This window comes from Litorivivens lipolytica (assembly GCF_014191715.1).
GTDB lineage: Bacteria > Pseudomonadota > Gammaproteobacteria > Pseudomonadales > Spongiibacteraceae > Litorivivens > Litorivivens lipolytica.
Genome location: NZ_JACHWY010000001.1, coordinates 1032920 through 1056512, shown reverse-complemented (window position 1 = coordinate 1056512; position 23593 = coordinate 1032920). Strand labels below are relative to the sequence as shown.

The window sequence follows — 23593 nt, the reverse complement described above, 5'->3', positions numbered from 1 at the left end:
AATCTCGCTTAGGCGCAGGTGCCGCCCAGTGCGGTACAGATCGATGTAAAATAGCTGGATACGCTGCCGCCAATACCGGTCACCGCAATAATAATCAGTGCGCCGATCAGGCCCGCAATCAGTCCATACTCAATGGCGCTGGCGCCATCTTCACTGGTTGCGAAGCGAGCGATTTTGGCTTTAAGGTTGTTGTACATTTCTACGATCTCCTCGAGCTGTAGTCTAAATGTAGCTCATAAGTCCGTGCCATGTGGCGACGTCTTGGGAGGGATTGTCACGCTGGCAGACAATTTGAGAAATAAGTATTTTCCGAAGTGATGTCAAAAAAATGGCAATACAGTTAACAGATTGATGTTGTGGGGTATATGGACGGCAAATCCACCTTGGTTGAAGTGCGTGTCGCGGCGATGGATCTGCTGGCCCGTCGCGAGCATAGTCGGCGCGAATTACATAACAAGTTAGAGCGCCGATTTTCCGAAGATCAGGTGGCTCAAGCGCTGCAAACCCTTGCGGCTGAAGGGCTGCAGAGCGACAGCCGGTTCGCGGAGGCGTTTGTGCGCCAGCGCAGTCAGCGCGGCTATGGCCCGCTGCGGATTCGACAAGAATTGCGGCAGCGGGGCATCAGCGACGCATTGGTTGCTGAAACTCTGGAGTCCTGTGATGTGGACTGGTATGAGGCTCTTGAAGGAGTGGTCGAGCGCAAATACGGCGGTCATCCTGCGACCGATCTCAAGGAAAAGGCCCGTCGACAGCGTTTTCTGCTATATCGCGGGTTCGCCGGAGAGCAGATTCGTGAGGTGCTCGATTAAAGCTGCTTCTCAGTCGTAACCTGTTGGTAAGGCAACAGTTTTTGGCTGGGCTCTACAATCCGGACGTCTGCTACAAATCATAACCTATAAAAGGAAGCCTCCGTGTCTGCGAATGAGACCTTTCAACAAGCCTGTGCTGCGGCCCCGGTCGGGATGGAAATCGCCGCCATTGCCCGTATGGCGCCAGAGCGGGTGGCTATCCGCTCCGAGCACGGTGACCGGGATTTTCAAACCCTGAATCAGCGGGCCAATCAGATCGCGCATTGCCTGCGGACGGCGGGACTCAAGCCCGGTGATCCGGTTGCGCTGGTATGCGGCAACCGCCCCGAGTTTGTGGAAGTGGTAATGGCCACTCACCGCTTAGGGCTGCGCCTCACGCCGGTGAACTGGCACCTGAAAGCTGAGGAAATCGCCTATATCGTTGACGATTGTGAGGCGAAGGCCCTGTTTGCGGATATTCGGGTGGCAGAGGCTGCAATCTCTGCTGCGCAGGCAAGTAGCAATCTGCGACTGAGTCTTGCCATCGGCGGTGAGATTTCAGGCTTTGAAGGGCTCGATGCGGCCATTGCCGAGTTGCCGGGTGAGGATATCGAGGCTCCCGCGCGCGGGAGTGTCATGCAGTACACCTCCGGCACCACCGGGCGACCCAAGGGGGTTCTGCGCAAACAGGCAGACCCGGCCAAGGCCGCAGAAATGCAGCAGCTGATCACGGCGGTGTTTCAGTACCAGCCGGAAAGTGGCAGCGATTGCAGCCTTGCCACTGGACCGCTATATCACGCAGGCCCGTTTAATCTGTGCATGCTGACGCCATTGACGGCAGGTATTGGCATCGTATTGATGGATAAATGGGAGCCAGAGCAAACGCTTTCCCTGATTGCAGAGCACCGGGTTACCCACAGTTTTTTCGTGCCGACCATGTTCAGTCGCCTGCTACAACTACCGGAATCAACACGATCTCGCTACGACCTCTCTTCGCTGCGCTTTGTTATTCATGGCGCCGCACCGTGCCCACCCAGTGTAAAACAGCAGATGATGGACTGGTTTGGGCCCATCATCTGGGAGCTGTTTGCCGGCACGGAAGGGCCGGGCACCTTTGTCAGTCCGCAGGAGTGGCTGGCCAAGCCCGGCACCGTGGGCAAGCCTGGCCCGGATCAGGTGCGTATTCTGGATGAGTTGGGTAATCCGGTTGCGTCGGGAGAAGAAGGCGAGATCTGGATGATCAACCCGCCCGATAGCCAGTTTGAGTATTTCAAAGCGCCGGAGAAAACCGCGGCCGCCCAGCGCGACGGGTACTATACCGCCGGTGATATAGGCTACCTCGACGAGGATGGTTATCTGTTCCTGACCGGACGGAGCGCCGAAACCATTATCAGCGGTGGGGTGAATATCTACCCTCAGGAAATTGATGACGTGCTGACTCAGCACCCTGCCGTAGCGGATGTCGCCTGTGTCGGGGTACCCAGCGAAGAGTGGGGTGAAGAAGTCAAAGCGCTGGTGCAGCTTAACCCGGGTACGGTGGCGGATGAGTCGCTGTCAGAAGCGCTACGCGACTTTTGCGCCCAACACCTCTCCCGCCAGAAAGTGCCCCGCAGTGTGGACTATCTCGACGAGATTCCCCGCAGTGAAGCAGGCAAGGTTTACCGCAAGGCGCTGCGCGATCGCTATTGGGGAGATCGCAAGATCTGACAGTACTATGCTGGCGCGCTTATCCGTTAAGCGCGCCGGTATGTCAAATCAGCCCTTAGACCCGATTCAGCGAAAGCTCCATTTCGTTATAGCGAGACTGATCTTCGTTGTAGCGCGCCTGATTGGTCAGCACAGCGATGCTGGCCTGTTCCGGTTTCAGGTAGGTGTCGGCAACCCGGCGCAAATCGTCCAGACTCACATCGATAATTGACTGACGCAGGGCATCGCGCATGGCCTTGCTACGGCCAAATAGCCGATTCTGAAAATCACGCTTCGCTTCACCGGCCGGTGAGCCCGGTTTATCGAGGCTGCTGATTACCCCGAGAATCGCCTGTTCCAGCTGTTCTTCCGTATGTTGGTTTGTCTGCAGCCAATGCAGGGCCTTGTCGAAATCGTCCAGCGTTCCGACGGTACGCGGATCGCGGTAGGAGTAGAAGCGGAAGGCCGCGATATTGGAATCCTGCGAGGCTCCGCCGCCGTAGGCGCCGCCCTGTTCACGAATGGCCCGGTGCAAATAACCGTTGCGCAGAAAACCGCCGAGCACGGTAAGGGCCGGTGCGTCCGGATGCGTCAGGGGAACCGTGGCGTAAGCCTTGGCGCAGAAGTTCACATCCGCTGAAGTGACCCACACCTGACGAACGGCCTGACGCACACTGGGTAGCGCAAGCGGTTTGGCTTCTCCGCGTGCGACCGCAGCCCATACCTCACTGTTACTCTTTAGCAGCTCGTCACGCAGTTCCGCTTCGCCAATGCTGAGCAGCTGCTTGTCGGATTGCTTAAACAGTTCGTGAAGGCGTTTGAGCTGTTCGGCATGCTGGGCGATGCCCTCGTCGCTTTGCGCGGCATCGTGGCGTTTCTTAAGGGACTGAATGCCTGCCAGCCCCGACAGACGATGTGACAAGGCGGCGAGAGGGCTCATCTCACTGCAAGCGGCCTGCATGGCAAACATGTGGCCATTACCGGTAATGCTGTTTTCCGCGTGGGCGCGCTGCTGCGCCAGCAGTTCGCGGAGGCGTTCGTGTTCGTCAAAGCGCGCGTTCTCAAAGGTGTCGTACAGGAGTTCACTCTGCTGGCGGTGAAAACGCTGCAGCGCTTTGCTGCTCAATACGCTGTAGCCCAGCAGTTGCTGTTCGTTATCAACCGCTGCGCGGTAACTGGGGAAGGACGCAATCGATCCGCACACGGCAGCCTGTCGGGCTTGGGTTTCCAGATAGCTGGCTTCGCCAACGCCCACTTCCGTGAGTGCCGTGTGGTAATTATTAATCAATGGCAGCAGATCGTCGGGAATGGAAGGCAGGGCGGTAATCAACTGCTGATAGACCAAGCCATTGGTACCGCGGCTGTACCAGGTCAGAGACAGATTGGCGCAGGTGCTATCCTCTGACGGAATGTCGGGCAGGCCTTCGGAAATATCCTCTAGTCCGACCTTGGGCAAAATGGACTCGTCCTCCACCATCTGCTGTCGTGCTTCAAGGGCGGCTGCCTGCTCGATGATGGCGGTTTTTTCTTCCTCACTCAGCGTACTTTTAATCTCGGCCAGACGCGCTTTCTCGGCTTGCTGGCGTTTTTCCGGCAGGCTGGTGTCTGGCGCCATGTGCAGGGTGACGCGGTGAGGATTGTCCAGCAGCAGGGTTTTGGCCAGCCCTTTGATGTAATCAGGATCGCTGATTTTCTTGCGAATGGCGGCGATGGCCGGCTCCATATCGAGCAGGGCAATGGGGTCGCCGCGATGGGTCGCACTGCCGAGTGAATTCAACAGCAACTGCAGACCGTAGGGGTAACTGTCACCGGAGATTTCACGCTGTTGCAGTTCCAGCTGGTTGAGCATGGCCTCCAGTTGTTCTTGCGCAACACCTTCAGTCGCCACTTTTTCAAGCGTCGACAGAATCAGGGTTTCGACACCGTCAACGGCATCCTTACCACAGCCTTCGAGGCCACAGACAAAGACCATTTCCTTCATGGAATCTTCGAGGCCGCAGAGGGGCGAGGGCGAGGTGCCCAACTTGCTGGTTTCCAGCGCATGGAGTAGGGGAGAGGCGCTGTTGTCCAGCAGCACGTTGTTAAGCAGCTGCGCTTCCAATGCCGCTTCGAGATCGGTAGAGGGGCCGAGCAGCCAGCCCATGACCACATGGTGGCGCTTGTCCTGCTCACCGCTTTCCTGCTCGGTGAAGGGATAGAATTCCTGTACTCGCTGCGGTTCGCTGTAGCGTTGCTCATTGGGTACACCAATGGTTTCTGGCAGCGCGTCAAATTCCTTGAGCGCGAGCGCTTCAAAATTGGCCTGATGCTCTGCGGCTGGAATATCGCCGAAGGTCATGAAAATAGCGTTACTGGGGTGATAGTGCTTCTGGTAAAACGCCTTGAGCTCGTTGTAGCTGAGGTCCGGGATGTTTTCCGGTTCGCCACCACTGTTGTGGTGGTAGGTGACCGTTGGGAACAGATGACTGCAGATGCTCTGCCACAGCTGGCTGGGCACTGAACTCATGGCGCCCTTCATTTCATTGAAGACGACTCCCTTGAATTGCAACTCGCTGTTTGGGTTTTGGGGATCGCTGAATTCCAGGCGGTGGCCTTCCTGGGCAAAGTCCAAAGGGTCGAGTCGAGAAAAGAACACCGCGTCGAGGTAGACCTCCAGCAGGTTCTGAAAATCTTTACGGTTCTGGCTGGCAAAGGGGTAGGCGGTCCAGTCAGAACTAGTCAGGGCGTTCATAAAGGTATTCAGAGAGCGCCGGATCATCATGAAAAACGGGTCGCGCACCGGAAAGCGGCGGCTACCGCACAGTGCGGTGTGCTCTAGGATGTGAGCGACGCCGGTGGAATCTTGAGGAATGGTGCGCAAGGCCACCATAAAGACATTTTCCGGATGATCAGCCGCCAGATGGTAGTGCACGGCACCGGTGCGCTGGTGTTGGTACTCCTCAACGGTCAGGTTCAGGGCGTTGATGGTCTGCTGGCGCTGAAGGGTAAAAGCCGGGTGCGCGGGTTGTGGCATAAAGCTGCGAAACTCCTGTTCTGGCTGCCTTGCCGCAGCCCTAATGAGATCGAAAACAAGAGCGCAAGCTTAGCGGAAATCAGGGCAGCTGGCGAACCGCTGCGGGTGAAGGTAAGTCAAATTTCACACGATATATCCACGGCCATAACTTACCGGTTACCAACCAGCTGTCGCTATCCGGATCGTAGGCAATGCCGTTCAGTACATCGGTGCCGGGCGCGCGTACGGTCGGCGGATAGAGCCCCGTCAAATCGAGCAGCTTCAGTACCTCACCACTGGCTTCATCGATTACCAGAATGCGGTTGGTTTGCCACTGATTGGCCAGAATCAGGCCCTTGTGCCATTCCAATTCATTCAAAAGTTTCATGGGTTTGCCGCGATAGGTGACCTGAATCCGGCGACGTTCGGAGAAATTTAGCGGGTCGATAAAGCGCAGCTCGTGGCTGCCGTCACTCATAATCAGTTCCTGGCCATTGTCGGTAAGTCCCCAGCCCTCACCTGGATAATGATAGCGCTCGATAAAACCGAGCGTTACCGGGTCAAAGACCAGAGCGGTACCGCGCTTCCAGGTCAGTACGAAAAGCTTGTTGTTGAGGATCGTCATACCTTCGGCAAAGTACTCAGCGGGCAGTGCCAACTGCCGGTGCCCACCGCGCAGATCACCGTAGATCAGAAAGGATTTGCCGTAGCCGCCGCTGCTTTCATAGAGCTGTTTATCGTGCAGGAGCAAACCCTGGGTAAAGGCGCGACTGTAGTGGGGGTAGCTTTCAATCAGCGTATAGTCGGCCCTGCTGATCGGCAGGGCGGTGAGCAGGCAGAATAGCAGCAATAAAAAAAGCGGCGAGACTTTCAGTGGAATGCTCCGAGTTTATATCGGAAAAACCGGCTTAGTTTAGCTCAGCGAGAGGGCTTGCGAAAGTTGACACCTGACGCTGAGGTATTGCCTTGCAGAATGTTGAATTGTTAACACTGTAGCTGAGACATGATTCCTTGAGCGGCCGGCTCAGTTGCTATTTGATGTACCCCATAAGCAGTGGCACGTTGTAGGGGGTACTGAATGCTGCACAGCTTGAACGAGGTCGATTTTACCGAGCGGGTACTGCAGTTGATACCGGGCGCGGATCGGGTGCAACTGAGACGTATGTTTGGTGGTGTCGGACTGTTCGAACACAACGCGATGTTTGCCATCGCGGTCAATGACCAACTCTATCTGAAGGCCGATGCGACAACCCGCACAGAATTTGAGCGGCGCGGACTGGAGCGCTTTCACTACGACACCAACGATCAATCACTGACACTGGATTTCTATCACGCGCCGGCGGAAGTATTTCGCCACAACCGCGATATGGCCCTGTGGGTCAACAGGGCGCGCGCCGCGGCCTTTCGAGGCAAGACCAACGCGGCTAATCATTAACGCTTTCGGCTGACCGCCTCAGGTGGTCAGCTCTTCCTCTGTTTCCTCTTCCCGGCGACCGCTAAATAGACGCAGTATATCCTCGAGAATCAGATAGCTTGCCGGCACCATCAGCAGGTTTACCGCAGACGCAATCAATACGCCAAAGGCCAGCGATACCGCCAGTGGCACAAACATAAAGGTAGTCAGGGTGTGGTTGGTAATCAGCGGAATCAAGCCCACGAAGGTCGTCAGGCTGGTCAAGATAATCGGCCGGAACCTTACCACGCCGGCTTCAATTGCCGCGTCGCGCACGTTCATGCCTTCGCTGCGGCGCTGGTTGATATAGTCCACCAGAACCAGCCCCGAGTTCACCACCACGCCGGCCATCGCAACGATGCCCAGAAGTGACCAGAAAATCAGGTCATAGCCGAGAAGGTAGTGCCCGAGCAGCGAACCGATCAAGCCGAAGGGGATCACCCCCATAATGATGAAGGGTTGAAAATAAGACTTCAGTGGAATGGCCAGCAAGCTGTAAATCACAAACAAGGCGATCAGCATATTGCGCAGCAGGCTGGCCAGTGATGAGGCGCGTTCTTCCGCTTCGCCAGCCAGTGAGTATTCAACCGCAGGAAAGTCGCGAACGATTTGCGGGAGAATGTCAGCCACCGCATGTTCGATAATCGCTTCGGGCGTATTAACGGTGCGATCAATATTTGCCTGCACCGAGACAACCTGTTTGCCGTCTACCCGCTGGATAGACGAAAAGCCGCGCCCCATGGAAACCTTGGCCACACTGTTGAACGGCACTTCAGCACCGCTGTCGGTGCGGATCATCATGTCTTCGATATCACCGATTGAGCGCCGCTCGCTTTCGGGGAACCTGACCATCACGCGCACGTCGTCAGGCCCGCGCTGAATGCGCTGTACCTCGAGGCCGTAAAACGCTTCGCGAACCTGATTGGCCAGCGCGGCCGTGGTGAGGCCGAGGGTGCGTGCTTCGGGTTTCAGGTCCAACTGGATTTCAAGTTTGCCCGGCCGGAAGGTGTCGGTGATATCGAATACGCCCGGCAGTTCTGCCAGCGCATTCTTCAGGATGGCGGCAGCCTGTCTGAGGTCTTCGGTTGAATCGCCACGCAATTGCAGATCAAGTGCTTTCCCGACCGAGAAAGCGGATGCGGTAAAGGTCATTTCCAGCGCGCCGGGAATAACACCGCTGAGTTCTCGCCAACGCGCAACGATGGCATTCGGATCGAGGTCGTAGTCATCCGGGTTCAGAATTTCCAGAGCCACTTCGGCAAAATGGCCACCGGCAAAGGTATCGTCGCCAATGGAACCTTTGATTAGCGGGGCGCCGATAGACGACAGTACATGTTTTACCCGACTTGGTTCACCCGCCGCAAGCTCGGCGTCGAGCTCTTCTTTAAGCTGATAAGCGGCTTGCTCGATCTGCTGGACTTTAGCCAGCATGGTTGCTTTCTCGGTGCCGGCGGGCATGGTCAGGGTGGCGTAGAGACGTTCACCCACGACGTTGGGGAAATACTGAAGCGTCAGTCGGCCACTGGCGACCAAGCCGCTGACTGCGATCAGGCCGGCAATGCCAACCGCCAGTGCCAGGTAGCGCCAGCGCAGGGTAAATTGCAGTATCGGCTTGTAGATATGATCGGCCAGCGCCTGCAGTTGTCGAGGCAGCCAGGATTCGCGGTTGTGACGTCGGCTGTGGGTAAGGATGCGGTGTGATAAATGCACCGGCAAAATCAGCTGGGATTCAACAATGCTGAAAAACAGGGCGGCGATAACCACGACGCCCAATACCGCAAACCAGGCGCCCATCGTCACATCAATAAACAAAAAGGGCATAAAGGCGACCATGCTGGTTAGTACGCCGAAAATCACGGGCAGTGAGACTTCCTGCGTGCCAGCGACCGCCGCTTCCTTCGGTCCGAGGCCTTTCAGCTGGTGGGCGTAGATGCGCTCGGCAACGACCACCGCATCATCCACCAGAATACCGAGGACGAGGATAAAGGCGAGAATCGACATCGTCGAGATAGCGATTTCAGCGAAGGGGAATATCAGCAGGCTCCCCGCCAGCGCAACCGGAATCCCGACAGCAACCCAAAAGGCCAAGTTGGGTTTCAAAAACAGTGACAGTACCAGCAAGACGAGCAGTAGACCGGAGCCGGCATTGGTGCGCAGCAGTTCCAGTCGGTCCACCAGATCCTGTGATTCGTCCTTCCACAGCGTCATGGTGATACCCTCGGGCAGGTCCGCTTCGGCCTGTTCCAGATAGGTCTTTACTCGTTCCGCCAGATTGATCACGTCTTCCCGGCCAATCCGTTTGACCTGAATCATCACCGCCGGGCTGCCGTCAAAGCGTACCCGCAGATCCTGATCCTTGAAGCCATCAACCACATCGGCAATATCGCCGAGGGTAACGACGCTGCCGTCATCTCGGGTCAGTACGATGATTTCTTCAAAATCACGCGCGCTGTAAGCCTGTGCTTTGGTGCGCAGCAAGACTTCGCCACTTTCTGTTTTAACAGCACCACCCGGTAGATCCAGTGAGCTGGCACGAATAGCGTCGGCTACCCGTTCCAGTGTCAGGCCATAGCGGCGCAAAGTATGTTCAGAGACTTCGATCGACATCTCGTAGGGGCGAACATAGGTCACCTCGGCCTGCGAAACACCGGGCAGTTCGACGATGTCATCGCGAATCTGGTAGGCCAGTTCCTTCAGACTGCGTTCGTCGGCCTTGCCTGACAGGAGGATGTGTAACACGTGGGTGAGGATGTCCTCTTCCTTGACCTGAGGCTCCTCCGCGTCTTCCGGGAAGGAGTCAATGCCATCGACACGGCTTTTAATGTCATCGACGACCTTGCCCTTGTCGGCACCGCCCTCGAGTTCTACACGGGTGACACAGGCGCCTTCTTGCGCTGTGGTCAATATCTTTTTGATATTGGGGGTGCCTTCGATGGCTTCTTCAACCCGAATGCAGACGGATTCTTCCACTTCAGCCGGGGACGCGCCCAGATAGGGTACGGTCACGCGCACCACATCAGTGGCGAGGTTGGGAAATTCTTCGCGGTAGGTGTTGGTGAGTGTCAGCCCGCCGGCAATCAGCAGCACCCACATCATCAGGTTGGCTGCGACGGGGTTATGGACGAACCAGCGAATAAGCGCGTGCACGGTTACACTCCCTTGGCGGGACTGATATTAACGCGCATGCCTTCAACGGCCACCGTCAAGGGCGAAATGCAGACTGCTTCACCGGGCTTCAGCCCGGACTGAATCAGTACCTCATCGCCTTGTACGCGGAGCACAATGACCTGCCTGAAATGCAGGCGATTATTTTCATCGACCACAAGAACCTGATTATTATCGCGCAGCGCGTTGCGCGGCAGAGTCACGACGTCAGGGAACACCTTGCCCTGAATGGCTGCTTTTACGAACATGCCGACCAACAGTGGCGGGTGATTCGGCAACACTTTATTTTCAACAGTCACAACGCCATAAACCAGGCGGGTGGCGGCATCGATCTCGCCCTCCGTCCGCTGCAGTTCACCGCTCCAGTAAAATTCGCGTGTGCCAATATTGCCGGCAATGGTCACCGGCAGCGTGCTGTCGGGTGGCAGAACGCCCTGAGTGCCGGGAGGAATATCGAGGTAGACAAATTGCTCAATACCGATAGGCAGGTGGACTTCGTAGAAATCGGTGGCGTAGAGCGTGGCGATATTTTCGCCCTGTGTCAGGTACTGCCCAAAATCGACCGATTCCTTGCGCACCCGCCCGGCAAAGGGGGCTTTGATCACCGTGCGTTCCAAATTGGTCTGTGCCTGCTGTTGTTGGATGCGCGATTCATTTAGTGTTGCTTCGGCAAGGCGGAAGCTGCGACGGGCCTGATCCAGCTGAGTTTCGCTGGCGAGGTTGCGGCGGTGCAGTGATTCGATGCGCTTTAATTCCCGATTCGCGTGGTCAAACTCTACTTCCGCTCGCACGTGAGCCGTTTTGCTGGAAGCCAGCGCGGTGCGGTAGTCGGTGTCGTCGATTTCCAGGAGTTTTTCGCCCTCGGCGAACAAGCCACCGTTGACCAGTTGCGGTGATATCCAGACGACACGCCCTGAAACTTCCGGCTTCAATACGGTTTCGCTGCGGGGGCGGACTGTACCCTGCGAATACACTTCGACTTCGGTGTCTTTCGGTTCCGCGATAACGACTTCGACGGTGGGATAGTGGGCTTCAAGCGGTTTCTTCTCGATCAGGGGGGGATTGCTGATCTGATACTGGTAAGCCATAACGCCCACCGCGAGCGCGACAAGGGGAAGTAGCGTTTTGAAAAACAGGGAACTGCGCTTGGTTGGCTCTGGCATGGGCATACAATTCTTGGTGTTGATGTAATTTCAGGCGGGATGACTGCAAGCTGCAGTCAATCCGAGGCCAGCGGAACTATACGCAACTGCGCCCGCCAGCGCCATTCTGTGAAGGTTTCCCCTTACTCAACCTGCATGGATGGCTGGCTATTCACGAGCTTGAATACCCAGCGGGGCGGCAGCAGGTTCATCATCCAGCGAACGACCTTGCCCTCGCCGATCCAAATTTCATCCTCATCCCGCTCCAGACCTTTGAGTATGGCCTGAACACAGCCCTCGATGCCGACTTTTTTCCGCCGAAGATTGCGCGTCATATGGGTTTCGACAGTCGGGGGAAAGACCTCAATGACTCTGACGCTATTGTTCAGGTGAAGTCGCAGTACCTGAGTAAAGGCGTGTAGACCGGCCTTGCTGGCGCTGTAGAGCGGCGACGGGGAAATAGCGACAATGCCGCCGGGTGAGCCAACGTTGATGATGCTGGGGTTGGCGAACTTTTTCAGCAGGGGAAGTAGGGCCATAGACAGTGTAATCGGCGCCTGCAAGTTGGTGCGTATCTCAATGTCGGCCTGATGCCGGTCAAACTGCTCCGGCTTGCCGAAGTGGTATTCATTCAGCACGGCCGCGTTATTGATCAGCATATTGACCGGGTGGCCATCGCTTTCGATCTGGCTGACCAGATCCTGAAGGGCCTTGTCGTCGCTGAGGTCGCAGGCATAGGCGTGAATACGATCGCTCAGCGCTTGCGTTTCCGACAGCGCACTCTGGCGACGACCACAGATGATGACCGTGTTGCCGCGGTCGGCCAGTGCCAGCGCCAGTCCGCGCCCGATGCCACTACCGCCGCCGGTTATCAGTATCGTATTGCCACTCAGTTGCATGGGTGGTCTCCCGATTATCTTGCTTTTGCGTTCGATCCTATTGGATCAGAGAGCATGCAGCGAGAGGCTTAATTTCTCTTCATGCGCAGGTTAGTGCGGGAGTGCGAGCTTTCCTCGGATTAGATCGCGAATCAGGAAGCGGCTGGGAGATAGTGCCCGCACCAGATCGTGGGGTAGAGGCAATATCTCCCCACAGATCTGGCTGGCCAGCAGTTCCGCGCAAAGCGGGGTGGAGGTCAAGCCTCGCGAGCCGTGTGCGACATTCACGTAGAGCCCGGGTAGATTAGCGGGGGTGGCATGGATCAGGGTTTTTGCGTTTTTTGCCAGCAGGGCAAAACGTTCGAGGGTTTCCTCCTGTGCGGGCAGTGGGCCCACAAGGGGCAGGTAGTCGGGGCTGGCGCAGCGCAGAGCGGCGCGACCACCAATGATCTGCTCCGGTGCAATGGTTTTGAACGCGTCTGGCAGCGTGCCTTGCAGACGCTGAAGATTGTCGGCGTGCTCGCTATCGCGCAAGCTGAGATCCTTGCTGTCGACTTCGTAACTGGCGCCGAGAATGGTTTTTCCATCGACGACCGGCGCCACATAGCCTTCATCGCACACCACGGCTTTGAGGGGAGGTGAAATCGCATCGGCGGGCAGATAGCTCAGTTGGCCTCGAATACTGCGCAGCGGTAGAAATTTAGCGAAGGCGAAATGTGCGGCTGCTTGCCCCGTGGCCACAACGACGGCATCGGCATGAAAGGTTTGATTGGCCGCATTCAGTTGCCATTCGGAGGCTTCGCGTTTTACTTCGCTAACGAGATGGCTGGTTTTTATCGTGATCAGGGGATGGTTCAGTCGCTGCCGACAGACCTCTGCGGGTTTTAGCCAGCCAGACTGTGGATACCAGACACCGTCAGAGCCCACCTCGGCACCGACGCGCTCGCGAGCCTGTTCCCGCGTCAGAAATTGGCACCAGTCTGACTGCTGTGAAAACGCGATCTGAAGTTGCGCCCAGTGTTCTACTCCCAGCAGCTGAAACACACCACAAAACTCGCCGGGCAAGGGCTTCATTGCGCGGTATGTGCGCAAGGCATGGTGAAAGCTGCTGAGTGCGAAGCGATTTAGCTGGCCGTCGCGGTGAGAGAGTTTGGTAAACAAAATCCCCTGCGGATTGCCTGAGGCTGCGGCGGCAATGTCGGCTTCGCCTTCAAACACGGTCACACGAATACCGCGATCCGCCAGCGCCCGCGCCGTGTGGGCACCGGCCAGCCCGCCACCGATAACGGCAACGTGCCGGGGGCGGGCTTGGGAATGACCGATGATATGCCAGGCTGCGGTGTCGGGTTTGTCTGCCAGTGCCCGCTCACTTTGTTCATCGAGCATTTCGCCGCGCAGCATATCGCGCTTGCGACCGTAGCCGGCTACCTTGTCGATGCGAAAACCGCGCGCTTTCAAGGCTCGCTTTACAAATCCGGCGGCGGTAAAGGTGGCAAAGGTCGTACCAGGTCGGCTGTGGGCGGCGACCAGATCAAACAGTCGGTCATTCCACATGCCAGGGTTGCTGCCCGGTGCAAAGCCGTCCAGAAACCAGGCATCGACGCCCGGTGCGAGCCGGTGAAGGGTTTGATGTGTCGTCGAGAGGGCACTGCGCAGACCGGTTTCCGCATCCTCAAAAATCAAATCGAGAATGACTGTGTGAACACCGCTGGCAAAGCGAAGACGGTGGTGGCCGCGCAGCAAGGGTGGGTACTGATCAATCAGGGCCTGAGCTTCGCTTTCCAGCTCTGGCCAGTTGGCAAGCGCGCGGGTCAGGTCTTCTCGTGACAGAGGGTGCTTTTCGACGCTGATAAACTGCAAGGTGCGGGCTTGGCTCTCCGCCTGCATGCAGGATTTCCAGAGCTGCCAGCAGGCGAGAAAATTAAGCCCCGTGCCAAAGCCAGTTTCCGCGATGCGGAAAACGGGATCTGTCAGACCTCGCCAGCGCGCCTCAAGGTGGTTGTGAGAAAGGAATACGTACCGGGTTTCTTCAAGACCGTGATCGCGTGAATAGTAGACATCGCCGTAGTCGGACGATACTGGTACATTATCGCTTCCCCAGTCGATGCGGGCGGCGTCTAGTTGATAGGGCACGGTATTGGGCTGTCGCGTATCGGTTTAGGTTGGTTTGTAGGGTTGTCGGCTGCTGTTGTTAAATGGCTTGCTTGCCAAACGCGCATTGTAGCAATTTCAGCTGTGTAAGCGGCAGTACAATAATCGTAGCAACCTTCGTAGCTATTAATGCAATAGTGCCACTACCATATTTGTAGCAAGGCTGAGACCACGATTCACCCATGCGAAAATGTATTGTCGCCACCGTCGTTATTTGCCTGCTGTTTCCCACTTTCGTTCTGGCTGGCGCGGTAAACGCTCAGGAGCAGCGTATTACGCTTAGCTTGGCGACGGAGCCGCCGAGTCTCGATACTGCTTTGGCGACGGACCAGATCAGCAGTTTTCTGCTGGCTCACCTGATGGAAGGGCTGGTTCAGTACGGGCCTGCGGGTGAGCTGGTGCCGGCCATGGCCGAGCGCTGGGAGGTCAGGGAAGGCGGTGCTACTTTCTGGTTGCGCAAGAACGCGGTATGGAGTGATGGCAAGCCGGTCACGGCGGAGCATTTTGTCTACGCCTGGCGTCGTGCCCTTGATCCCGCGACTGCGTCTCAGTATGCCTTTATTCTTTTTCCGATAAAAAATGCAGAGGCCGTAAATCGCGGTGAGTTACCGGTAGAGAAGTTGGGTGTTGAAGCGCTAGGAAACTATCGCTTGGAAGTCCGCTTCGATAAACCCTGCCCGTACTTTGCAAAACTCACGGCCTTTATGACCTTTTTTCCCGCTAGGCAGGACGTGGTTGAGCGCTGGGGGCGGGCACACGCCGCCGACGCCGACAAGATGATTTTCAATGGCCCCTTTATCCTGACCCGATGGATTCACGGTGCGCGCCTGACCTTGACCCGCAACCCGCGTTATTGGAACGCCGACGCTATTCGCCTGCAGGAAATTGACCTGCCTTACATCACGACCGATCCGGGTACCCATTACAACCTCTATAAAGACAACCGCATAGCACTGGCGCCACTGGATGCGAGCACCCTGAGCGACGCGCTCTCAAAGGGCTATGAAACCCACCTGTTTGATTTCGGCACGCTGTATTTTCTGGAAATGAATTTTCGGGAAGATCGGCCAACCCGAAATCTGGCCCTGCGCAAGGCGATTCAGAGTGTGCTGAACCCGTCGTTATTGGTGTACAAGGTGCTGGGATTGCCCGGTGTGAAACCGGCGTACAGTCTGTTTCCGTCGAGCATGCGCGCCGGAGAAGGAGTGGTATTTTCCGAACACTATCCGCCTCCGGTCGTTAACTATGATATTGCCCAAGCGCAGCGCTATCTGGCGCAGGCCAAGCGCGAGCTGGGCGACATTCCGCCCTTGACCCTATTGGTAGGTGACAGCCCGCGCGCGGTCAATGAAGCCGAGTTTTATCAGTATGTGTTAAAGCAGTCCCTCGGTTTGGAAACCCGGCTGGACCAACAAACCTTCAAACAGCGTATCTCAAAAATGCGCCGTGGCGAGTTTGATATCGCCGCCGCAGGGTGGGGGCCTGACTTTGATGACCCGATTACCTTCGGTGATTTATTTGCGTCCTGGAATGAAAACAATCGCGGCCGTTTTGCCGATGACGACTATGACGCAGCGGTCAGGCAAGCCCAGCGTTCGTTAGACCCGGCTGTGCGCCTTAAGGCCTTTGACAGGATGCAGCAGATCATCAGCGAGCAGGTGGTGATTATTCCGACCTATGAAAATGTCGGCTTGTATGTGCAGCACCCGCAGCTCATGGGCGTGCGCCGCTCGATTTTTGGCGGTGATCCCAACTACCGCTATGCCTGGGTGAAACCCTGATGCTGCGCTATATCATCAAACGTCTTGCGTATGGGCTGCTCACCATCTGGTTTATCGCCACTGCGACTTTCTTTGCCATGCACGCGGTGCCTGGCGACCCCTTTAACAGTGCCAAGGCGGCGACGCCGCAACTGCGGGAAAATCTGCGCGCCCGCTACGGCCTCGACAAGCCGGTCGGAGAACAGTACCTGTTGTATCTGGGCAATATGTTGCAGGGAGATTTCGGGATTTCCTTCACTCAGGAAAACCGCCGGGTTAACGATATTATCCGCGAGCATTTTCCTGTCTCTGCAATTCTCGGCGTGGTCGCACTGTTGATCGCCAGTGTGGGTGGCATTGCCGGCGGCGCGGTAGCGGCCTATTGGCACAATCGGCTGCCGGACCGACTATTAATGATGGCGGTGGTGCTGGCGATCTCGATACCCAGTTTTGTGATTGCGGCGCTGGCCCAACTGCTGATTGTGCAGGCTAATGATCTGTCCGGTCGCAGCCTGCTGCCGGTGGCGGGTTGGGGCAGTCTGTCTCATCTGTGGGTGCCAGCGCTGGTGCTGGGGCTGGGGACAATGGCCTATCTGGCGCGCTTGATGCGCTCCTCAATGCTCGATGTGATGAACACGGACTACGTGCTGACGGCCAGAGCCAAAGGCTTGGGAACCTGGCAGATATTCTGGCGCCACCAATTGCGCAATGCCTTGCTGCCGGTGGTGACTGAACTCGGCCCGACCATTGCCGCCATTACCACCGGTGGATTTGTGGTGGAGCTGATTTTCGCGATTCCCGGTTTAGGGCGCTATTTTGTGCAGGCGGTGCAGCAGCTGGACTACACCGTGATTATGGGGACCACGGTTTTTTATGGTGCCTTTCTGGTGTTAATTGTGGTGCTGGTCGATCTGCTCTATGGGGTGATTGACCCGCGCATACGTCTGCACGGGGGCCAACGCTGATGGCCTATTTGCCCGCCGATTTTGACAGGCTGCCGCCACAAGCCCCCGAAGCGGCCGAAACCCTCGCGCCGAGCCCGCCTCTGTGGCAACTCTTGTTGCAAGATATGCGCGCGTGTCTTGCGGCGGGAGTGGTACTGCTGGTGTTGGTGATGGCCTTCATTGGGCCTTGGCTGTGGCCGCAGGATCCTGCCACACAATGGCTGTCTCAGGTTTCGAGCGGTCCCTCCGCAGCGCGCCGAGTTGATGTGGTGTCCGATGAGTTTTGGCATGGCCCCCGGCAAAACGTGTCTGCGCTGACAGCACTGCAGGCGACCACGACGCAGGTAAAACTGGCATGGCCCGACAGGGCCGACGCGATGTCCTATCGGGTTTATCGCAATGCCGGTGGCGTGGGGCTTGGTATGCCGCTAATCGAAACCGTGAAGACTCACTACGCCGACCGCCTGCAATTATCAGAACAGCGCTATCGCTACAGTGTCGTAGCGGTTAGGGCGGATGGCAGTACCTCCGACCCCGAGTGGATCGAGGTGAAGCCTGAACTAACGCTGGGTACGTTTGAAGCCCAGTTGCTTGGGCTGGATGTGATGGATGGCAAGGTGTCTTTGCCTTCCCACCCCTTGGGGACTGATGCGCTGGGCCGGGATATGCTCAGTCGCATTCTTCACGGTGCGCAAACGTCCATGTTAGTGGGGCTCTCAGCGCCGCTCTTATTTATTACTCTCGGTGCTTTTTATGGCGCGCTGGCCGGTTTGCTGGGGGGCTGGGTCGACAATGTGCTGATGCGGATTGCCGACTTTGTTGTGGCCTTGCCCTTCCTGCTGTTTATGATTCTGTTTCGGGTTGCATTGGGTATCGAGTCCGGGGAGAGCGGGCTGTTTCCGATGGTGATGGCCATGGTGCTGTTGAGTTGGCCCTCGGCGGCGCGCCTGGTGCGGGGGCAGGTTCTTCAGCTTCGCGAGAGTGCCTTTGTCATGTCGGCGCGATTAGCTGGCGCCGGCAACTTCTATCTGATCCGTCGTCATCTGCTGCCTAACGTTTTACCGCTGTTGCTGGTCTCTCTCAGTTTTGCCATTCCCCAGGCGATTTTCACCGAAGCGCTGCTGTCCTTTATCGGGATGGGGGTAGTACCGCCAACGCCGTCCTGGGGCACCCTGTGTAATGAGGGCATCCGCAGTATGCTGACTCATCCCCACGAGCTGATTATTCCTGCGCTGGCGATCAGCATCACCGTCCTGTCTTTCAATGTGCTGGGGGATGCCCTGCGCGATGCCATGGATGTGAAAGTGCGAAGGAGTCTGCGATGAGTCTCCTGTCCGTACGTGATTTGCATATCCACATCGGTGACAACCACCTGGTGCGCGGCGTCGATTTGGCGGTGGAGCGGGGTGAGTGCCTGGCGCTGGTCGGTGAATCTGGCTCCGGTAAAAGTCTGACGGCCTTGTCGCTTATGCAGCTATTGCCCTCGCACGCCCGGCTCGAACATGGGGAGTGGCTATTTGACGGGCAGGACATGCGCAGCCTTGACGAAAAGGCGTGGCGCAAAGTGCGCGCAAGGCGGATCGCCATGGTATTTCAGAATCCGATGACGGCCTTGAACCCGACCATGACCATCGGCCAGCAGATTGCCGAGGTGATCTGCCTGCATACCTCGATGAGTCGGCGAGAGGCGCGTCAGCGCGCCATCGACTTGCTGGAGCGGCTTGGGATTGTGAACGCGCCGCGTCGGGCCAAGCAGTATCCCTTTGAATTATCAGGCGGCATGTTGCAGCGCGCGGTTATCGCCATGGCGGTCGCCTGCGGGCCATCCATGCTGATTGCGGATGAGCCGACTACAGCGCTTGATGTCACCGTTCAGGCCGAAGTGCTGGCGCTACTTCAGGAGTTGTGTCGGGACGAAGGGCTCGGGCTGCTCCTGATCACGCACGATCTTGGCGTGGTTGAAGCGATGGCGAAACATCTGGCGGTGATGTATGCGGGGCGGATTGTCGAGTCCGGCGAGTGCGCTCGCGTACTGAGTCAGCCCGCTCACCCTTACACTCGCGCCCTGCAAGCGGCCATGCCGAGTCTCGGCGAGGCGCGCGAATCCCTGCAGGGGATTGCCGGAACACCGCCGGATCTATCCCGCCAGATTCCGGGCTGTGCCTTTGCACCGCGTTGTCCCCAGGCCATGAATATCTGTGTCCGCGAGCTCCCGCAGACGCGGCTCATTGAGACGGGGCAGTGCACCGAGTGCTGGCTGTGGGAGAAACCGGAATGAGTCTGCTGACCATTGATCAGTTGAGCATTCGGTTTGGCGATGTGCGGGCTGTCGACAAGGTCAGTCTCTCCGTCGCCGAGGGTGAAGTGCTTGGTCTCGTCGGCGAAAGCGGTTCCGGTAAGTCGACGCTGGGGCGTGCGGTGTGCGGGCTGGAAAGCCCTGCTGCCGGCCAGATAGAGATTGCCGGCCGGCCGTTGCCGAAGCGCTTTACCGCTGCGACGTTCCGAAAACAGGCGGCGCTGGTGCAAATGGTGTTTCAGGATGCCTATAGCGCGATGAATCCGCGCATGACGCTGCTTGAAAGTCTGTGTGAACCGCTGCGCTTGCAGGGTAAGCAGCGAGGGCGGGAAGAATCGCTTGCGCTTGATTGGCTCGACCGGATTGGTTTACCTCGTCGTTTTGCCACGCGCTACCCCCATGAATTATCGGGTGGGCAGCGTCAGAGGCTGGGTATTGCCCGGGCGTTTATTACCGAGCCCAAGCTGGTGATATGCGATGAGCCGGTGTCGGCGCTGGATGTGTCGGTGCAGGCGCAGATAATTAACCTGCTGCAGCAATTACAGCGGGATACCGGCGTGGCGATGGTGTTTATCGCCCACGATCTGGCCGTAGTGCGCCATCTGGCTGAGCGCACCGCGGTGATGTATCACGGCCGCATCGTCGAATTGGGTGGGAGGGATCTGTTTGCCTCGCCGAGACACCCCTACACCCAGGCGCTGGTCGCGGCGAATCCCGGAGCGGGTCGCGAGCTGCTCGAATCAAAAAGTTTGTTGCCGCCTGCTGCTGAGGGCTGCGCTTATCGGCGCCGCTGTCGGTTTGCAACGGAAGCCTGTCGGGCCGGAGAGCCCTTGCTTAGCGACGTAGGTGGTCAGCGCCTGGTGGCCTGCGACCGCCTGGCCGAAATTGAAAAGAGCTGAGCGCTGCTCAGCTCTCCATAGATTCAGGGAAGGCAATAATACGCGGCGCGTTGCGGTCACTCGCGTCCATCAGAATGACCAGCTCTTCACCGGCAAATTCATCGGGCATTTCGATATTCCAGCGCGAGAAAGACACACGAATACGGTTTTCGCCCGGCTGCAGGACCGCATTGGCGCGATACTGGTAATTACCCAATCCCTTGAAGCGATGGCTGTTCTTGTCCGCTTCCTTGCCATCGACAAAGTGGCGCACGTTCAGAATTTTGTTGCTGCGAATCTTGAGACTGTCACCGCCGATGCGCAATTGCAGGTTGGCCAGTGCAGTCAGCACCTGTTCGCGCGTTGTGAGCAGGGTAAAGTCCTTATCCAGTTCAAGCGGGCCGCTGGCGGATTGCTCGTTGGCGTTAGCAGTCTGTAGAGGCTGGGCTGGGGCTGGGGTTGCCTGCGTCGGAGCAGGGGCTTGAGCTGGTGCGGATTGGGCACTGGCCTGGGCCTGTTTTGCCTGCTGGCGGGCTTGTGCCTCGGCGCGGGCACGGCGAGCGGCTTCGGCTTTTTCGCGTTCGCGCTGGGCAACAATGTTTTTCTTCAGTTCTGGTATGCGGCGAGTTACTTGATCCAGTTCGCGGCGCACGCGAATTAGCTCACTTTCAACCTCATCCTGCTGGGCTTCCAGCTTTCTCAGTTCGCTGTTGCTTGAGCGAAACTTGCGCTCGGCCAGATGCATCTTGAACTCGGCATTGCGCAAGCGACTCTTGTTGGTTGGAGTCGGATCCGCCTCGAACTGTTCGCTGGCATCCTCGAAGGCGGCGATCGCTTCGTCATAGGCAGCCTTCTCGGGGCCGTCAGCGGGTTCGGTGTTGGCCATTTGCTGGCTCAGCGACAGGGACTGCTCGCGCAGTGACTGAATTTCATCCTGCAATTCATCCTGTCTCACCTGAAGGCGCGCGAGTTCGGCGTTTGCACTTTGTGCGACGGCGCTGTTAATCAGCAGTCCGGGACTCAAAAGGCAAGCTGCGAGAAGACAAGCTTTGCTCAAGCGAATGATATGTGAGGATTTCATAGCTGAAGTGGGAGCTCTAAACGGTTTCTACAAATAGTGTTACAAGCGATTCAGTCGTTTTTGTTCTGTGCGTTTTTTGAACTACTTGGTGCTCGTTATTTGATCAGCTGGAACGGTAATATTCCCGCCCCAGCAAAACAGCGCCAACTATTACAGAAAACGGGCTTTGGGTCAAAATTGTTACGCGTGTTTTACACGATCGTAATCTTGGGTGGATCGGCTGCCAGCACAATGATTTTTTTAACGGCGGCAAATACTTGCGGCTTTCCCGATAGGGTTGCAATGGGCCGTCTGGCCGGCGTGCAGTGCGGACGGAGCACCGTTTATATTCGCGACTGGCATCAGTTCAGTGGATTTTCCGCCACGGCTAAAAAATGGGCTCGCCCAGCGCCGCCTTTTCCCCGCATAGCTCCATGTGCTGCCGAGATAAAGTCTGTTCGACTCCAGCGTTCATCAAACGCCGTGTTTTCAAGGACTTTCACAGCTTCTCCCATAGACGGCATGAATATCGGGTATTGCTTTTCAGGTGCCGGTGCCGCGCGTTGACAGGGGTATAAAACACCGTTAGTTTCAGCAAGCTAACGCGGGTGTACGCCGCGACAAATAATACCGACCGAGGAAGGAACGTGTCTGACCAAATCAAGACTGTGAACGAGGCTATTTCCGCAGCACGTGCTCGAGCAGGGGTGCCCGAGACGATAAACCCTGACAAATTCAAGAACCTTGTAGAGCTGTTTCATTTCTGTATCGACAGCTACCGTGCCCGCGATGCGGTTTCCAGCATCGGCCACACGCTGACTTATGACGATCTCGAGCGCCATTCCGCGGCGCTCGGTGCCTATCTGCAGCAGAAAACGGATCTCAAGCCCGGTGACCGGGTGGCGATTCAGATGCCGAATATCATTCAATATCCCGTGGCACTGTTTGCCGTGCTGCGCGCCGGGTTTGTGGTGGTTAACACCAACCCTCTCTACAGCCCTCGTGAAATCAAGCATCAGTTGAACGACTCTGGCGCCAAAGCGTTGATTCTACTGGCCAACGTCGGTGAGGCCGCAGCCGAAGTCTTGGCGGATACCCCGGTCAAAACGGTCATCATGACGGAGCTTGCGGATCTGCACCCCGGTTTCAAGGGGCGACTGATCAATTTTGCCGCCCGCCACGTAAAGAAAATGATTCCCGACTACGAGATCAAGGGCTCCATTTCTTTCAAGAAGGCGGTTGCTCAGGGTCGCAAACTGAGCCTCAACGAAGCCTCTCCTGAAGCCGGTGACGTTGCCTTGCTGCAATACACCGGTGGCACCACTGGTGTTTCCAAAGGGGCCATGATCAGCCACCGCAATCTGGTGTCGAATATCTTGCAGGCGGCCAGCATTTTCGATACCTATGGCTTTGAAGATGGGCCGCAGACCTTTATCGGGCCGCTGCCGCTTTACCATATCTACTCCTTTACCCTCGGCTTTATCGTGATGATGCAGGGTAACCACACGGTGCTGATTCCGAATCCGCGTGATCTGGATGCCTTCATCAAAGAAATGAAGAAATGGAAGTTCAGCGGCATGAGTGGTTTGAACACGCTGTTCGTTGGTCTGTGCAAGCATCCTGAATTCAAGACTATTGACTTCTCCCACCTGAAAATGACTCTGTCCGGCGGTATGGCGCTGACCACAGCGGCTGCTAACACCTGGAAGGAAATCACCGGCTGCGAAGTCTACGAGGGTTATGGTCTGACCGAGACCTCGCCCGTGGTGTCCACCAACCCCGGTGGTGCCAATGAGCTGGGCACGATTGGTGTGCCGGTACCTAATACCGAAGTCAAAATTGCGGGTGAGGACGGTTCCGAGCAGCCTATCGGCGAGCGCGGTGAATTGTGCGTGCGAGGCCCGCAGGTCATGCTGGGCTACTGGCAGCGCGACGATGAAACCGCCAAGATGATTGACGAGGATGGCTGGCTGCATACCGGCGACGTGGCGGTGGTGCGTGAAGACGGTTACCTCAAGATCGTTGACCGCATGAAAGACATGATTCTGGTGTCGGGCTTCAACGTATATCCCAACGAGATTGAAGACGTGGTCTGTGCCCACCCGGAAGTGGCCGAGTGTGCGGCGATCGGTGTGCCGGACGATAAATCCGGTGAAGTGGTCAAAATTTTCGTAGTCGGCAAGAATGGCCCGGTCAATGTTGACTCTTTGAAAGCCCACCTGCGCGAGCAGCTTACCGGCTATAAAATGCCGAAGCACATTGAACAGCGCGACGAGCTACCCAAGTCTAATGTGGGCAAAGTGCTGCGCCGCGAGCTGCGCGACGAGGAATTGGCCAAAGCCTGACGTATGATCAGGCGCCGAGCTTGCCTATAATCACCCACTGAGTTTTTAGTGGTGA

The 23593-nt window shown here is 57.1% G+C and carries 18 protein-coding genes; 10 read left to right on the top strand and 8 right to left on the bottom strand.

Annotated features, from left to right (window positions below; all coding sequences use genetic code 11):
- Positions 1-8: 8 nt before the first annotated feature.
- Positions 9-197: a Flp family type IVb pilin gene (locus FHR99_RS04845; RefSeq protein ID WP_183409401.1), complete on the bottom strand. Its 189-nt coding sequence runs from the start codon at positions 195-197 to the stop codon at positions 9-11.
- A 168-nt stretch (positions 198-365) separates the two neighbouring features.
- Between FHR99_RS04845 and FHR99_RS04840 the strand changes: the two genes are divergently transcribed.
- On the top strand, positions 366-809 hold the full coding sequence (locus tag FHR99_RS04840; RefSeq protein WP_183410156.1) for a regulatory protein RecX: 444 nt from the start codon (positions 366-368) through the stop codon (positions 807-809).
- A gap of 102 nt (positions 810-911) precedes the next feature.
- Entirely contained in the window at positions 912-2495 is a 1584-nt protein-coding gene (locus tag FHR99_RS04835; protein ID WP_343067390.1) for an AMP-binding protein, read from the top strand.
- 55 nt (positions 2496-2550) lie between these two features.
- Here the strand turns inward: FHR99_RS04835 and FHR99_RS04830 are convergent, their stop codons facing one another.
- Complete coding sequence (locus tag FHR99_RS04830) at positions 2551-5487, bottom strand: insulinase family protein (protein ID WP_183409400.1); 2937 nt, start codon at positions 5485-5487, stop codon at positions 2551-2553.
- A 79-nt stretch (positions 5488-5566) separates the two neighbouring features.
- Positions 5567-6316, bottom strand: coding sequence for a glutaminyl-peptide cyclotransferase (locus tag FHR99_RS04825; protein ID WP_183409399.1), 750 nt, complete (start codon positions 6314-6316; stop codon positions 5567-5569).
- Positions 6317-6544: 228 nt separating this feature from the next.
- Between FHR99_RS04825 and FHR99_RS04820 the strand changes: the two genes are divergently transcribed.
- Complete coding sequence (locus FHR99_RS04820; RefSeq protein ID WP_183409398.1) at positions 6545-6901, top strand: TfoX/Sxy family protein; 357 nt, start codon at positions 6545-6547, stop codon at positions 6899-6901.
- Between the two features lie 18 nt (positions 6902-6919).
- Here the strand turns inward: FHR99_RS04820 and FHR99_RS04815 are convergent, their stop codons facing one another.
- The 4 genes from FHR99_RS04815 to mnmC form a co-directional block, all read right to left on the bottom strand.
- A complete protein-coding gene (locus tag FHR99_RS04815; RefSeq protein ID WP_183409397.1) occupies positions 6920-10066 on the bottom strand; it encodes an efflux RND transporter permease subunit in 3147 nt (1048 codons plus the stop codon).
- A 2-nt stretch (positions 10067-10068) separates the two neighbouring features.
- A complete protein-coding gene (locus tag FHR99_RS04810; protein WP_183409396.1) occupies positions 10069-11247 on the bottom strand; it encodes an efflux RND transporter periplasmic adaptor subunit in 1179 nt (392 codons plus the stop codon).
- Between the two features lie 122 nt (positions 11248-11369).
- The gene (locus FHR99_RS04805; protein WP_183409395.1) at positions 11370-12125 is read right to left on the bottom strand and encodes an SDR family NAD(P)-dependent oxidoreductase; all 756 of its coding nucleotides are present in this window, start codon (positions 12123-12125) and stop codon (positions 11370-11372) included.
- A gap of 90 nt (positions 12126-12215) precedes the next feature.
- Positions 12216-14237 (bottom strand): bifunctional tRNA (5-methylaminomethyl-2-thiouridine)(34)-methyltransferase MnmC2/FAD-dependent 5-carboxymethylaminomethyl-2-thiouridine(34) oxidoreductase MnmC1, encoded by a 2022-nt coding sequence (gene mnmC / locus FHR99_RS04800; RefSeq protein WP_183409394.1) that lies wholly within the window; start codon positions 14235-14237, stop codon positions 12216-12218.
- A gap of 200 nt (positions 14238-14437) precedes the next feature.
- Between mnmC and FHR99_RS04795 the strand changes: the two genes are divergently transcribed.
- From FHR99_RS04795 to FHR99_RS04775, 5 genes are read left to right on the top strand one after another with little or no spacing between them, the layout of a single operon-like run.
- Positions 14438-16036 carry a peptide ABC transporter substrate-binding protein gene (locus FHR99_RS04795; protein ID WP_183409393.1) on the top strand — a complete coding sequence of 533 codons (1599 nt, stop codon included), beginning with the start codon at positions 14438-14440 and terminating at the stop codon, positions 16034-16036.
- Complete coding sequence (locus FHR99_RS04790) at positions 16036-16980, top strand: ABC transporter permease (RefSeq protein WP_183409392.1); 945 nt, start codon at positions 16036-16038, stop codon at positions 16978-16980. The genes FHR99_RS04795 and FHR99_RS04790 overlap by 1 nt, the downstream gene beginning before the upstream one ends.
- Positions 16980-18284 (top strand): ABC transporter permease, encoded by a 1305-nt coding sequence (locus FHR99_RS04785; protein WP_183409391.1) that lies wholly within the window; start codon positions 16980-16982, stop codon positions 18282-18284. Before FHR99_RS04790 ends, FHR99_RS04785 begins: the two co-directional genes overlap by 1 nt.
- Positions 18281-19237 carry an ABC transporter ATP-binding protein gene (locus tag FHR99_RS04780; protein ID WP_183409390.1) on the top strand — a complete coding sequence of 319 codons (957 nt, stop codon included), beginning with the start codon at positions 18281-18283 and terminating at the stop codon, positions 19235-19237. Before FHR99_RS04785 ends, FHR99_RS04780 begins: the two co-directional genes overlap by 4 nt.
- Entirely contained in the window at positions 19234-20154 is a 921-nt protein-coding gene (locus FHR99_RS04775) for an oligopeptide/dipeptide ABC transporter ATP-binding protein (protein WP_183409389.1), read from the top strand. Before FHR99_RS04780 ends, FHR99_RS04775 begins: the two co-directional genes overlap by 4 nt.
- Positions 20155-20161: 7 nt before the next feature.
- On the opposite strand, the gene FHR99_RS04770 is transcribed toward FHR99_RS04775, so the two are convergent.
- Positions 20162-21157 carry a hypothetical protein gene (locus tag FHR99_RS04770; RefSeq protein ID WP_183409388.1) on the bottom strand — a complete coding sequence of 332 codons (996 nt, stop codon included), beginning with the start codon at positions 21155-21157 and terminating at the stop codon, positions 20162-20164.
- Positions 21158-21250: 93 nt separating this feature from the next.
- Here FHR99_RS04770 and FHR99_RS04765 point away from each other — a divergent pair, with 93 nt between their 5' ends.
- Entirely contained in the window at positions 21251-21760 is a 510-nt protein-coding gene (locus FHR99_RS04765; protein WP_183409387.1) for a hypothetical protein, read from the top strand.
- An 80-nt stretch (positions 21761-21840) separates the two neighbouring features.
- Positions 21841-23538 (top strand): AMP-binding protein, encoded by a 1698-nt coding sequence (locus tag FHR99_RS04760; RefSeq protein ID WP_343067388.1) that lies wholly within the window; start codon positions 21841-21843, stop codon positions 23536-23538.
- Positions 23539-23593 lie beyond the last annotated feature (55 nt).

What these genes read in the sequence shown, in the direction of transcription:
- FHR99_RS04845 (WP_183409401.1), bottom strand. Translation starts at nt 197, where the DNA reads ATGTACAACAACCTTAAAGCCAAAATCGCTCGCTTCGCAACCAGTGAA.
- FHR99_RS04840 (WP_183410156.1), top strand. Translation starts at nt 366, where the DNA reads ATGGACGGCAAATCCACCTTGGTTGAAGTGCGTGTCGCGGCGATGGAT.
- FHR99_RS04830 (WP_183409400.1), bottom strand. Translation starts at nt 5,487, where the DNA reads ATGCCACAACCCGCGCACCCGGCTTTTACCCTTCAGCGCCAGCAGACC.
- FHR99_RS04820 (WP_183409398.1), top strand. Translation starts at nt 6,545, where the DNA reads ATGCTGCACAGCTTGAACGAGGTCGATTTTACCGAGCGGGTACTGCAG.
- FHR99_RS04810 (WP_183409396.1), bottom strand. Translation starts at nt 11,247, where the DNA reads ATGCCAGAGCCAACCAAGCGCAGTTCCCTGTTTTTCAAAACGCTACTT.
- FHR99_RS04805 (WP_183409395.1), bottom strand. Translation starts at nt 12,125, where the DNA reads ATGCAACTGAGTGGCAATACGATACTGATAACCGGCGGCGGTAGTGGC.
- FHR99_RS04795 (WP_183409393.1), top strand. Translation starts at nt 14,438, where the DNA reads ATGCGAAAATGTATTGTCGCCACCGTCGTTATTTGCCTGCTGTTTCCC.
- FHR99_RS04790 (WP_183409392.1), top strand. Translation starts at nt 16,036, where the DNA reads ATGCTGCGCTATATCATCAAACGTCTTGCGTATGGGCTGCTCACCATC.
- FHR99_RS04785 (WP_183409391.1), top strand. Translation starts at nt 16,980, where the DNA reads ATGGCCTATTTGCCCGCCGATTTTGACAGGCTGCCGCCACAAGCCCCC.
- FHR99_RS04780 (WP_183409390.1), top strand. Translation starts at nt 18,281, where the DNA reads ATGAGTCTCCTGTCCGTACGTGATTTGCATATCCACATCGGTGACAAC.
- FHR99_RS04775 (WP_183409389.1), top strand. Translation starts at nt 19,234, where the DNA reads ATGAGTCTGCTGACCATTGATCAGTTGAGCATTCGGTTTGGCGATGTG.